Below are 13629 nucleotides of genomic sequence, written 5' to 3' on the forward strand. Positions count from 1 at the left end.
TGAACTAAAAAAAATAAAAAATCGATTGTATTATGAAATGCGGGGCGGCTGTAAAATGCTCTCTGAATGCAATGAAGAAGAAGGTGCTTGGTAATAGAAATTTGACGCTGTATAATCTGAAAATTCTAATTCGTTTAATTCTGACTTATAGCTATTAATAAAAACGTCGGCTACAGAAATATGTGATGTACCACTATGATTAAAAGGTAATTTTTCGTGATCTTTCTTTTCTTCTTGATGATCGCGTTGATGGTCTGCCTTTAACTCACCATAATGCTTGGAAAGAAAAACAATAACATTATCGCCATATTGCTCACTATGAAATTGAGCGTGTTCGATTAATTCATCTAACTGTATTATATCATCGTAATGCACACCAAAGCTTTGCAGCATGATGAGCGATGATAACAATATGGAAAACAGTTTGTTCACGTTTGTAAAATTAATAAAATTGTAAGCACTTATTATTTAAATTTAGTATAAACTATAGGTAAGTTAATCATTCTCAGCTATATGATAAACATCTCTTAGTACCGATATGACCATACCCTCATCATACGTTTCTAAATCATATCTAATTTTAAGTTTTGTACCTAAGGGTGCATAATAATACACTATCCAAGCGTCTGCCTCACCTAAACCTATACATCCATTTGAATATGCCTTGCCTAGTGTTTTAGGATTTGTAGTTGGGTGAATCATCTGTCCATTTCTAACATTATTGATTTCAGTTTCAATCCAAGGTATTTGAGGCATCATGGTCGTTTTCCCATCATCTCTTCTAGTTACATAAAAGCGTTTTCCATCTACCGGATTATAAAAATCTGGATGTTTGGCATGCCTTACTATCGTTCCTTTTCCTGTTTTTGTTCTCAAGTCTGTTACGCGATCTCCAAATTTTAAATAGCGTTCTCGATATTGCCCTACCCTAACCGGAAATGTGTGTAGTAAAATAGAATCTTGAAAAATGCGCAATTTATATTCGGGAATATTAACATCAATTTCAGTTGTTGAAAAATCTTCTAATATTCTGCATGCTGTAATTGAATCTGGTACTATCAACTCACTACCTTTTGGTAATACAATCATTTGTTTTTGATCATAGACAAAAGAATCACGCGCCATCATTCTATAATAATCTGTATTTGCCAAAGTATCTATAATCCATGGGTTATTACGTACCAATAGATGTTCAGATAGCACATATGGTACCAGAGAATCGTACCTGTTCACTACAGAATCCATAAATTGAAAATAGCTACCAACTTTAATATTATCCAAAATTTTTATACGCTCAATCTTTTTTATGGCTTCTCTTGTTGATACTGCTGTACTATCTATCTGTAAAGCCCCAACGTCTGTCTGCTTCTTAGACTGACAAGAAATAAACACCACTGAGGTAAAAATGAATAAAACTATTTTTATACTATTGATTTTAAGCATATGGTATTCCTTTGTTATAATTCCTAAAAATTTAGAATTGAGATTTGAAGAGGGTTTTTAAGTTGTTCTAACTGGTTTTTTCTCGCCAAACCACCACTTGGTTCGCATTGGTTTTTTAATAAGTTTAAATCTTTTGACAGCATGCTCTTTTAAATGTTCTTTCATCTCATCAACAGAATCGGTCAAGAACATTAAGTCCATATCTTTTTTAGATATACTTTCATTTTCTGCCATCGTTTGTATGTGATGATATAATTCTTTATGATATTCTTTTCCAAAAATGACTACTGGAAAGTTTTGTATCATTTTTGTCTGTATTAAGGTAACCGCTTCAAAAAGTTCATCTAAGGTTCCAATGCCACCAGGCAAAACCACAAAGGCAAAGGAGTATTTGAGTAATAAAAATTTTCTAATAAAGAAATAGGGAATATTTATCCATTTATGTAAATACGGATTTGGTTTTTGCTCATGCGGCAGTATTATATTGCACCCCATAGAATATCCATTATTTAGATAAGCGCCTTTATTTGCAGCTTCCATAATACCAGGTCCGCCACCTGTCATTACCGCAAAACCCATTTCCGATAAAGCTTTACCTACTTCCTCTGCTTGTTTGTAATATGGATTATCTTCTTTAAAACGGGCAGATCCAAATACGGTAACACACGGACCAATAAAATGTAGTTTTCTAAATGCCCTAATAAACTGATACTGTGCCTTAAACGTAAACCATAATTCTTTAAACCGACTTCGTGGTCCGTCAAGAAAAGCACGCTCTTCACTTAAAAAGAAGGAATTAGAATTTGTTTTTGTTTCGTTCGGCATTTATTTCAGATAATTAATAATAGAACCAAAAGTAGTTGTTACTGACAAAGGTGAAAATGACTTATCTCATGTTTATAATATGAGATATATCATTTTAAAGCATGAATACCCTAACTATTTTTGACACTTCAAATGCGGTAACTAAACTTACTTATATATTTCATATTTTAGAAATCATGACTTCAAATACAACTATAGAATTATCAACTTTAAACTAAAGTGTCAGATTTTTGCATAGTAAGCCCGAATCCGTAAAGAATCCTATAAATTTGTTAAACACCAATCCCTTTTACACGTGAGTAAAGCTATCTATATTGTTACTACAGAACCCAATAGTGGAAAATCTATTGTTTCACTAGGTCTTATGCAACTTCTTTTGGGCAGAACTGCCAAAGTTGGCTATTTCAGACCTATTATTGATGATGTTCCCAATGGTAAAACAGATAATCACATTGATACTGTTCTCAGCTACTTTAATGTAGATATGAAACCAGAAGAGGCTTATGCATACACACGTAGCCAAGTGGTTCAATTAAAAAACAAGGACAAAGACGATGAAATTGTAGGGCATATTATACACAAGTATAAAACTATCGAAAATAAATTCGATTTTGTTTTAGTAGAAGGAACCGATTTTTCAGGAGAAGGTGCAATTATTGAATGGGATATTAACGTTCTTATTGCTAAAAACTTAGGTATACCGGCAGTAATTCTCGCAAGCGGAAAAAACAAAACCCTTGATGAATTGGTTGGCAATCTCTACATGGCATACGACTCATTTAAAGAGAAAGGTGTCGAAGTACTTCTTATTGTAGCTAACAAGGTACAACCAGAAAATGTAACTCTTGTTTCTAACGGATTAAAAGAAAAATTACCGAATGATATTTTGGTAGGCACCATACCCGTAAATACTATTTTAGGTAGCCCAACATTAAAAGAAATCGCCCAAGAGCTAGATGCAAAAGTTCTTTTTGGTGAAGATTATATAAACAACCAAGTCGGTAGTTTTAGCGTTGGCGCCATGCAATTACGTAATTACCTGACGCATTTAAAAAGCGACAGCCTTGTTATAACACCTGGTGATCGTGCAGATATTATTTTAGGAGCATTACAGGCGAATATCTCCACAAATTACCCTAGCCTATCTGGTATTGTATTAACTGGTGGTCTTATACCCGAAGATTCAATTATTAAGTTAATAGAAGGTCTTTCCGATATTATACCAATACTTTCTGTTGCTCGTGGTACTTTCTATGTTACCAATAAAATCGGTACTATTAGACCACGTATTTATGCCGAAAACACAGAGAAAATACTAACATCTATTCAAGAGTTCGAAAAGTATATACCTACCGAAGAATTGGCTGAAAAGCTAATTACGTTTAAAGCGAAAGGTATAACCCCAAGAATGTTTCAGTATAACCTTCTTCAAAAGGCTAAATCTTCGAAGAAACATATCGTTTTACCTGAAGGATTAGATGAACGTATTTTATTAGCGACCAAAAAGTTAATCGATGCCGATGCTGTTACCATTACTCTTTTGGGAAATAAAGAGCAGATTATTTCTAAATTAAAAGAATTGGATATCGATTTAAATACCAACGATATCAATATCATCGACCCAACCGCATCTGTCCATTTCTTAGATTACGCCACTACCCTATTCGAATTGCGTAAACATAAAAATGTAAACTTGGCAATGGCTAAAGATTTAATGGAAGATGTATCGTATTTTGGTACTATGATGGTACATAAAGGTCATGCCGATGGTATGGTATCGGGCGCCATTCATACTACCCAACATACTATAAGACCTGCATTACAGTTTATCAAAACTAAGCCAGGCGTATCTATAGTATCTTCTATATTTTTCATGTGCCTACCGAACAGGGTTACCGTTTTTGGAGATTGTGCCATTAACCCCAACCCTAATTCTGAGCAGTTATCTGAAATTGCTATTTCATCGGCAGCTACAAGCGCTGCGTTTGGTATAGAACCAAAAATAGCTATGTTATCTTATTCATCGGGTGCTTCTGGTGTAGGTGAAGATGTAGACCGTGTACGAAAAGCAACGGAAATTATTAGAGAAAAAAGACCTGACCTTAAAGTGGAAGGTCCTATTCAATATGATGCTGCGGTAGATGCTAAAGTCGGACTCAGTAAATTGCCCGATTCTGAAGTTGCAGGGCAAGCTAGTGTGTTTATATTTCCTGATTTAAATACTGGTAACAACACGTACAAAGCGGTACAACGTGAAACTGGTGCTTTGGCTATCGGACCAATGTTACAGGGTTTAAATAAGCCTGTAAATGACTTAAGCCGTGGCTGTACCGTAGATGATATTTTTAATACCGTAATCATAACTGCTATTCAAGCAGAAGGATTTTAAACCAATTTTCATGAATATTTTAATTATCAATTCCGGTAGCTCATCCATTAAATACCAACTTATAAAAATGCCCTCTAAAGAGGTTATTTGCATTGGGTCTATTGAGCGTATTGGTAGTACAGATGCCATTTCTAATTATAAGACCGAAACCAATAAGGTTGAAAAAATTTACGAAATAGCCAGTCATAAAGCCGGTCTAGAACGTATTACTTCTCTTTTATTAGATGCTGAAATTGGTGTACTTAATAGCACCGAAGATATTGATGCCATTGGGCATCGTGTTGTTCATGGTGGTGCCGATTATACAGAGACAACTTTAATTGATGAAGAGGTTAAGAAAAAGATTAAGAAGCTCTCGACTTTGGCTCCATTACACAACCCTGCTAATTTGCAAGGTATTGTTATGGCAGAAGAAATATTTACCACAGCAAAACAAGTGGTAGTTTTTGATACCGCCTTTCACGGCACTGTTCCTGTTAAAGCAAAAAAATATGCTATTCCTAATGAATTATATGAGAACGACGGAATTCAAGCATACGGATTTCATGGTACCAGTCATAAATATGTTTCTGAAAAAGCAAATGAGTATCTGCATAAAGAAAACACAAAACTTATTTCTATTCACTTAGGAAACGGATGCAGTATTACCGCAATTAAAGATGGTACAAGTATTGATCACAGTATGGGATTCGCACCTTCTAACGGACTAATTATGGGTACACGAAGTGGTGATATTGATCATTCTATCATTTATTATTTGGTGAATACTTTAGGATATAGCTTAGATGATGTCAACGAATTATTGAACAAAAAAAGCGGTATGCTAGGTCTTACCGGTTTTAATGATTTACGCGATATCGAAGAGGAAGCTAGCAATGGCAATGCAAACTGCATTTTAGCTTTAGAGATGAATGCATATCGGATTAAGAAGTATATCGGAGCATATACCGCTACCATGAACGGACTTGATGCCATCATATTTACTGCAGGTATTGGCGAAAATTCTAGCCTAATGCGCCAATTAGTTTGTAAAGATATGGGTTATTTTAATTTTCAATTAGATGATTCAAAAAATGACCTAAGATCAAAAAATATTAGAGAAGTAAATACCACAGGTTCTAAGGTTAAAATTTTAGTCATACCTACTAATGAAGAATTAGAAATTGCAAAACAAGTTTATGAGCTACTTAACTAGTTTTCTATGAAGATATAGTTTCAATATGCTTTTTCTATTTACGCTACCTATTATCAAATATGACGTAAATCATATGCCAAGTATTTTTAAGTGATTAATTTTATCTTGAAATATAAATTTCATAAACACTTAAAATTCAGTATTATGCAAAATGATAATGGAAATATTTTATTAGCAATATTAACCGGAGCTGCTATTGGCGCTGGAATAGGAATTTTATACGCACCTGATAAGGGAATTGAAACACGTCATAGAATCAAGAGAAAAGTTGAAGATACCAGTCATGAAATAGCTGAAAGAGTTTCTCACGCAAAAGATGAGTTAACTAAATCTGCCAATGAACAGAAAGATGCTTTTGACAGAAAATTAGATGAAGCAATTTCAACGATGAGTTACAAGGCAGATGATATCATCGACAAATTAGAACAAAAACTAGAAGAATTAAAAGCAAAAAACGCTCAACTACATAAATAGCAGCTATGGCTTTTAAAGAATTAAAAAATGACCTCATGGGGATAAAATCCGAAATGGGGTCATATTTAGAACATAGCGACGAATATTATAGACTTAAAATATTTAAAGTCTTATCAAAAAATGCTACTGGCATATTAAAACTTTTTTTAATAGGTATCAGTAGTCTATTCGCATTATTGTTTCTGTCATTCGCAGCCTGTTTGTGGCTATCTGAACTTATGAACAGTTACTTCATTGGTTTTATTATCGTAGCCGGGTTTTATATTCTTATAGCAATTATGCTCTATATATTTAGAGAACAACTAAACAAACCTGTACTTAAAAAATTATCTAAATATTATTTTGACTGATTATGAGCAAGCAATACCATTCTTTTGAAGAAATAGATGACCGCTTGAAAGTTCTTAATCTTCAACGCCTAATCGCACAAGAAAGCATTAAACTGCAGTTTAATAGCGCTAAAACAGATTTAGTACCTCGTCAACTAAGATATGGACTAGGAGCTACTTTTAATCAAAAAGAAACTATTAAAAGCTTAGTCATCACTTTCCTTTCTGGTAAACTACTTGATTTCATAAAAAGTAAACGTAAACCTAAAAATAGAGACCGTTCTTAAAGTAAGTTCTAGGCAATAGTTATCTCTTCTTAACTATTCAATTTAACTGCCTGCGGTTATAAAATCTGCATATCCTCACTTGTCTACCTATTTATCTATTCGTTTAACATTGCGCATTTCAATAAAAAAAAACTGGTGCTTTAAACAAACAATACTTGCTTGCTAAAACACCAGATTTAATTCTATATACTATTCTAGTTCATTAAAGGCTTAAGCCTCACAACTAGCACAATCTTTCTTTTGTTTGAATTTTTGTGCAGCGTTCATACTATGTTGGTAGTATAACGACTTTAAACCTAATTTCCAGGCAGTTACGTGAATCTTATTGATTTCTTTAACTGGCATATCTGGGTGAACGATAATATTAACCGATTGACCTTGGTCAATATGGTTTTGTCTGTTCGCTGCTTGATAGATGATATCCATCTGGTCAATTTCAGAATATGTTTTAAAGACATCTTTCTCTAAGTCTGAAAGGAAATCTAAATGCTGTACAGAACCGTCAAAATCACGGATGCTATGCCACACTTCTGTTGTGTTCATTCCTTTATCCTCTAAAAGTTCTACCAAGAAAGGATTTCTAATCGTAGTCTTCACTTTAGCAATATCCTTAACATACGTATTAGACCATATTGGCTCAATACCTTGAGATACCTGACCTAAAATAAACGCGGAAGATGTTGTTGGTGCAATTGCATTCAACGTTGCATTTCTTCTACCATAGCCTTTTAATACTGCTGGCTCACCGAATTTATCAGCTAATTCTTCTGAAGCACTATATGACTTTTCTTTGATTGTTTTGAATATTTCACTATTCAAATTATATGCTTCTTGACTGTTAAAAGGCAACATTTTAGATTGTAATAATGAATGCCATCCTAAAACACCTAAACCTAAAGCACGGTTATCTTTTGCGAAGTTGTAAGCTCGCTCCATAAACATAAAAGTCTGGCGATCCTCACGACTTTCAGAATCACGGTAAACTTCTAATTTTTCACAGAATTCAGTAATAACAGCATCTAAAAAGAATACCATTGTTTCTACTGCATCGGTATCTTTCCATTTATCATAATGAAGAACGTTTACAGACGATAATACGCATACAAACGACCACTCATCACTTGAAGGTAACATTATTTCTGTACAAAGGTTACTTGCATGAATTTTGTGTCCTTTTTCTCTGTACACATCTGCAGCACCATTGTTAGCGTTGTCTTTAAAGAAGATATATGGATATCCCATTTCGCCTCTTCTCTGTAATACCTTTGCCCAGATAGAACGCTTTTCATCATCGCCATCTACCATTTGTTGCATCCACTCATTGGTTACCGTAACACCATGAGTAAGCTCTTGAATTGGGTTACCTTCGGTACCAATTTCTAAGAATTCTTTAATATCTGCGTGCTCTACCGGTAGGTATGGAGAAAAACGACCACGACGAACAGAACCTTGACTTACTACATCTACCATAGATTCGAAAAGTTGCATAATATGTACCGCTCCTGAAGCTTTACCATTATTTTTAACTTCTGCCCCTCTATGTCTAATGTTACCAAAGTAACCAGATGTACCACCGCCTAATTTAGACATCATACCTACTTCTGACTGCGTATACAAAATATTACCCATGTCATCAGATATATTAGATCCAAAACAGCTAATTGGCAATCCTCTTTCTTTTCCGAAGTTAGACCAAACTGGTGACGCCAATGAATAAAAGCCTTCACTCATGTAACCATAAAACTTGTCTGAAAAACCAGGCATACCCAATATTTTCTCGGCTCTATCGGCAATTTCCCGAATACGTGTTTCTGCTGAAACACCCGGAGTTAAATAACCAGAACCTAAAAAGTTACGGCTATCTTCATTTAACCACTCAAACCCTTCCTTTTTGTCCTTTTTCAGGCTTTCAAGTGTTTCTTTTCTAGCTTGCACCAGTTCATTTGAACCATTCAATTTTACTTCTTGTTGTATGCTAGTCTCTAAATTAATTTTTGAATCGTTCATTTAAAATAAGTCGTCACTGGTTATACTTTGTGTTCTTTTGCTGTAATTGATAGAGCGCTTTACGAAGAAATCGCCATGCTTGGTACCGATTATTTCATCATCGAACCATTCTGTTTGCGACAGTAATTCTTCGTCTACGTCGAATATTTTTTCGATACCTATACTTTCAATAGAATCGTTAAATCTCTTTTTAATGAATTCTTTCACTAATTTCTTAGGTAAGAAATCAATTTCACCGGCTTCAAAAATCCAATCTATAATATCACTTTCCGATAAAAATGCCTCTTTACACATTTCTTGAACGGTTCCATGAAATTCTTTATCGAACCATTTAGGATTTTCATCCTTAATAATATTTATAATATCGATACCGAAATCGCCGTGAATTTGCTCTTCTTTAGAGGTAGCCTCAACAACATTAGAAATACCTTTAAACATATTCTTATGCTTATTGAAAGCCATCATAATCAAGAACTGAGAAAATAAAGACACATGCTCTATAAATAACGAGAACAATAAAACCGACTCGGCATATTCTTGATTATTCTCGCTCTTAGAATTTTTAAGAGCGGTTTCTAAATAATGAACCCTCTTCATTATTACCGGTTTCTTCTTTAAGTTTTTAAACTCTTCGTTTAAACCTAATATTTCTAACAAATGCGAATATGCATCGTGGTGTCTTACTTCACTCTCCGCAAATGTTGCTCCTACTGCTCCAATTTCGGGCTTCGGCATTTTGTGATAAATATCTCCCCAAAAACCTTTAACAGCAACCTCGATTTGAGATATCGCCAACATGGTATTCTTAATTGCGTTTCTTTCAATATCGGTCAACCCAGTTTTGAAATCTTGAATATCGCTTGTAAAGTTAAATTCGGTATGGATCCAATATGAATGTCTTATGGCAGATACATAATCATTTAATGCAGGATACTCATATGGCTTAAGATTTATACGCTTTTCAAAGATGTTCGATTTTCTTTTTTGCGCTTGTTCATTTCGATAAAGAATATAACCCTTCGCCACATCGAAATAACCACTTTCCATTAATTTATTCTCAACGAAATCTTGAACTTCTTCAACTGTAGGAATATAACTTTCATCTGCCTGCTTTCTTTCTAGCAATGCTAAATGAACATTATTTGATATTATTTCTGCTTCACCGGGTCCACCATGTTCAACAGCTGTCATAGCCTTTAAAATGGCATTGGTAATTTTGTGTAAATGAAAAGGTTTTGTAGAAAAATCCCTTTTTATGACTTCTGTGATTCTCATGTTAAATTAAGGTTATTGATGTAGTTAATAAGAGAGATGTAAAGGTCGAAAATTAATCACCTTAATTTCACATTATCCTCTTTAAGCTTTTAACAGGGTTATCAACAATTTCATTTTTGAGACAAAATAACTTATTAAGAATATTATTCATAAATCAATATAATAAACTAATAATCAATTACTTATAATAAATTATCTGAAGACGAAAGTTAATTTTTATTAAAGAAATACTTTACCTAAAACTTTTATAAATTATTTTTTATCAAATATCTTATAGATAAATTTCCAAGATAACATACTATTAACCTTGAGGTTTTTTTTTGAATAAAATATATGTTTCTCTAAGTAGTTTTTTATCAATTATATAGCTAAAATCACATCAACCTAAGCATTATATTTTTTACTTAAAGAACAACTTTAGCTATTGTGACAAAATCACCTTTTTCCGGATTATTTTACCCTTTGTACCTCCGAAACTTTCAGATTGAACTTCTAAGTTAATTTGACTGTTTTTTGCAAGAATGTTGGAAATATAAAAATTTTGCGAAGGGGTTTTACCTAGCCACACCTTTTCATTTTTTGCATTTAAATGGTAAATTGTATGATATACACCTTCTGGTTTTTCATTAAAATGAATATATAATTCTGCAGTATTCCCCTTAACAAATGATTCCACAGAAAATGATGAAGTAACTGGTATTTTCTCTTTTTTACTGCGGATGGATAACTCGCCCAGAAATGTGTTACCCTCACCTTTCGTCAGTAATCCGATTTTAGATATGATGATATTTTCATGTGCAGGTATAGAAATTGTATTCGTAAACCATGAACTAGATTTCTTTAAAGGAAATGTCAAAGTTTCTCCGTTTGATAGTTGACAATAAATTTCCAAATACATATTACCAGATGTCTTCATTACTACCTGAAGGTTTATCGCTTTATCTAAACTTAGTTTTGTTTTGTATAACGGAATTTCTGCATCTGCAAATCCTTCAAAAGACAAACTACTGCCACCTTCATAACTTTCATCAAAACTAATAGTAGCTTTTACTTTGGTGCTGTCTACCTGAAATTGCCATGTAGGTAATATATCTTGAATACTGAGATTATGCCATTCTTGTTCAGAAACAGTCTTACCCTTTTCATTATAAAAACGACCTAAGCCATAATTGAAGTTCGTTTTAAAAGGTAATGAGTTAATTACACTACGTGGTTCAAAATAATCTGCAAAACCTTGCCAAGTACTAGATCCAAATCGTGTTTCAAATGACGGACCACCATTCCAGAACTTTTGTTCATTACTGTACACATCTTCAGGAGTCTTTGTTTCCGATATATCGAACGTAGAATTAGACCAATACAAACCTATAGAGGTGTTGTTTGGTTTTCCGTCCATATATAATGCATCCCATTTTACGGGAGTTTTAAAACTTTTAGATTGTACGTCTATACCAGCATATAGCTCCCACTCACTTCTTCCTAGTTCTTGGGCTAACTTTTTACTGTCTTCTAAATTGACTTCATGATATCTAAAGTTAATAAAGAATACATCGGACATTCTTCTGTCCTCTTTTTGAAAAAACATTTGATTGTGATTATTCAACTCATCTTGCCATATAACCCTAGAATCATCAATCATCGCATCATACCAGACCAATTTTAAATTTGATTGTGTTCTGTAATAAGATATAAACTGCTGCATTAACTCGCCCGCATCACCTACCAAGTCATACGTTTCTTGATTAATGAACCATCCATCAAAATTATACCTATCGGCAACTTCAATGAGTTTATCTGCAACGGGAAAGCTACCATCTTCGTTCTGCACCAAAAACTCGTACACCCATTCTTCTTTGCCACCATATACATTAGGTGGAAAAAAAACAGTACCAATACTTTTAACTCCGTTCTTATGTGCAGCGTCTGTCCAAAAAGAAGTTGGTGGCACAATAATTCCCTCATTGGCTGAACCACCCCATTGCACAAAATAATCTATGTATTGCCAAAAAGGGAATGCATATTGCTTTACAGTAGAAAACCCTTGAGATGGATGAAAATTGGTAGTATGTGGCGCCATTAATGCAATAATACCAGGAATTTTCTCGGCGCCATTATTTAAGTCTGTCGAGTCATTTAAAAAGCGACTTGCCAAGCTCACTTCACTTATATTGAATTTAGCGTCATTGTCACTTTTTGGTGACCATTGCAACAATTCATCAACAAACCAATAGGAAGAATATGGCTGATTATCACCATAATCTTCATCTTGTGTATATCCATTTGTCACAAAACTTATAATCATTAGACATATTAAATATGCTTTCTTCATATTCATTTTCAATTAAATTTAAAGATTATCATTTTCTAGGATGTTACAAAAAGTTCTATGATAACCTTTTTTCTATTAATAATGTATTGAATTTTCAATATTTTAGTCATTCATAAAACATAAAATGACCGTTGAAGATTTAGTAGGGAAATATAATATTATTGGTAGTAATCAAGATGCAGAATCGAACTCTTACAAGGGTACGTTGATTTTATCTTTGGGTGTAAATGCTAGAATTGTAGCAAAATGGACTATCAATACTGACCAAGAGCAAACAGGTACAGGATTCTTTAAGAATAATATTCTGGTTATAAACTTTAGATATTCAGGCGAAGATCAAAATGTTTATAAAGGCGTTGTCGTTTACCAGTGCCTCAGCAAAGATGTTCTAGACGGATTTTGGTCTGAAAAACATGGTAATCCTCTCTATTTAGGAGAAGAGCGTTGTTTTAGAATAAAAGAAAAATCGGAACTGGTGAATTAATTTTTATAGGTATTTATAGCCTCTGCAAAAAACTGAACAACTTCTGATTACTTCACTTTGGATGCTGGCAAAATCGCACCTTTAAATCCGTCATTCTTCCATTCGCCTATTGAAAGTAAATAAAATTTAGATGTATCTATTACATCGTTTCTTTTGTATCCCCTGACATAAAAGTAATACTTCTTTACAATATCATCCGGTATTGCAAGCCCAAATCCTACGGCAATAGTATCAGTTAAGTTTGCATAAGCACCCGAATCAAAATGATGGGGCCAAACTCGAATGACAGACTCCAAACCTGTCTCTTTAAGTGTTTTTTCTAAACTAGATTGGGTCAAAGTTCTTAAATCTGCCAGCTCTTTTAATTTTGAGGCATCGAGCTTAAAGGTGAAAGAATCATCAATTGAATACGGGAGGTCGTAATGAAAATCATAGGTATACTTCTTACCCAAAAATGCATCTGCTGTGCTTATCGGCCAATCTAATACTTGGTGATGGGCTTTACCTTCTAATGGAAAAAAAGTATGGTGTTTAGGCGAAATCCACTCCAAAGAAAAGTAAGTATAATTTAAGCTAAGTACATCTCCGTTTG

13 protein-coding genes are annotated in these 13629 nt (G+C 33.7%); 6 read left to right on the plus strand and 7 right to left on the minus strand.

Translation table 11 applies throughout. The features are described 5' to 3' along the window. Nucleotides 1-30 precede the first annotated feature (30 nt). From ACEN2N_RS08725 to ACEN2N_RS08735, 3 genes are all read right to left on the minus strand, one after another. Entirely contained in the window at nt 31-432 is a 402-nt protein-coding gene (locus tag ACEN2N_RS08725; protein ID WP_441823967.1) for a hypothetical protein, read from the minus strand. 63 nt (nt 433-495) lie between these two features. Then, nucleotides 496-1443 (minus strand): L,D-transpeptidase, encoded by a 948-nt coding sequence (locus ACEN2N_RS08730; protein WP_441823968.1) that lies wholly within the window; start codon nt 1441-1443, stop codon nt 496-498. A gap of 57 nt (nt 1444-1500) precedes the next feature. Further along, the gene (locus ACEN2N_RS08735) at nt 1501-2268 is read right to left on the minus strand and encodes a TIGR00730 family Rossman fold protein (RefSeq protein ID WP_441823969.1); all 768 of its coding nucleotides are present in this window, start codon (nt 2266-2268) and stop codon (nt 1501-1503) included. A gap of 295 nt (nt 2269-2563) precedes the next feature. On the opposite strand from ACEN2N_RS08735, the gene pta reads away from it, so the two are divergent. The 5 genes from pta to ACEN2N_RS08760 all read left to right on the plus strand — a co-directional run bounded on the left by pta (nt 2564) and on the right by ACEN2N_RS08760 (nt 6942). Continuing rightward, nucleotides 2564-4657, plus strand: a complete 2094-nt coding sequence (pta, locus tag ACEN2N_RS08740) for a phosphate acetyltransferase (RefSeq protein WP_441823970.1) — start codon at nt 2564-2566, stop codon at nt 4655-4657. Nucleotides 4658-4667: 10 nt separating this feature from the next. Beyond that, entirely contained in the window at nt 4668-5852 is a 1185-nt protein-coding gene (locus ACEN2N_RS08745) for an acetate/propionate family kinase (RefSeq protein ID WP_441823971.1), read from the plus strand. A 144-nt stretch (nt 5853-5996) separates the two neighbouring features. Further along, entirely contained in the window at nt 5997-6326 is a 330-nt protein-coding gene (locus tag ACEN2N_RS08750; RefSeq protein ID WP_441823972.1) for a YtxH domain-containing protein, read from the plus strand. Nucleotides 6327-6331: 5 nt separating this feature from the next. Continuing rightward, the gene (locus ACEN2N_RS08755) at nt 6332-6676 is read left to right on the plus strand and encodes a phage holin family protein (protein ID WP_441823973.1); all 345 of its coding nucleotides are present in this window, start codon (nt 6332-6334) and stop codon (nt 6674-6676) included. 2 nt (nt 6677-6678) lie between these two features. Continuing rightward, nucleotides 6679-6942, plus strand: coding sequence for a hypothetical protein (locus ACEN2N_RS08760; protein WP_441823974.1), 264 nt, complete (start codon nt 6679-6681; stop codon nt 6940-6942). Nucleotides 6943-7152: 210 nt separating this feature from the next. Here ACEN2N_RS08760 and ACEN2N_RS08765 read toward each other — a convergent pair whose 3' ends face one another. From ACEN2N_RS08765 to ACEN2N_RS08775, 3 genes are all read right to left on the minus strand, one after another. Further along, nucleotides 7153-8949, minus strand: coding sequence for a ribonucleoside-diphosphate reductase subunit alpha (locus ACEN2N_RS08765; protein WP_441823975.1), 1797 nt, complete (start codon nt 8947-8949; stop codon nt 7153-7155). Further along, nucleotides 8950-10224: a ribonucleotide-diphosphate reductase subunit beta gene (locus ACEN2N_RS08770; RefSeq protein WP_441823976.1), complete on the minus strand. Its 1275-nt coding sequence runs from the start codon at nt 10222-10224 to the stop codon at nt 8950-8952. A 421-nt stretch (nt 10225-10645) separates the two neighbouring features. After that, nucleotides 10646-12559 carry an endo-beta-N-acetylglucosaminidase gene (locus ACEN2N_RS08775; RefSeq protein ID WP_441823977.1) on the minus strand — a complete coding sequence of 638 codons (1914 nt, stop codon included), beginning with the start codon at nt 12557-12559 and terminating at the stop codon, nt 10646-10648. Nucleotides 12560-12677: 118 nt separating this feature from the next. On the opposite strand from ACEN2N_RS08775, the gene ACEN2N_RS08780 reads away from it, so the two are divergent. After that, nucleotides 12678-13037 carry a hypothetical protein gene (locus ACEN2N_RS08780; protein WP_441823978.1) on the plus strand — a complete coding sequence of 120 codons (360 nt, stop codon included), beginning with the start codon at nt 12678-12680 and terminating at the stop codon, nt 13035-13037. Nucleotides 13038-13084: 47 nt separating this feature from the next. On the opposite strand, the gene ACEN2N_RS08785 is transcribed toward ACEN2N_RS08780, so the two are convergent. Then, complete coding sequence (locus ACEN2N_RS08785; RefSeq protein ID WP_441823979.1) at nt 13085-13588, minus strand: hypothetical protein; 504 nt, start codon at nt 13586-13588, stop codon at nt 13085-13087. Nucleotides 13589-13629: the final 41 nt, after the last annotated feature.

The organism is Maribacter spongiicola (genome assembly GCF_052119685.1).
GTDB classification, from domain to species: Bacteria; Bacteroidota; Bacteroidia; order Flavobacteriales; family Flavobacteriaceae; genus Maribacter; species Maribacter spongiicola_A.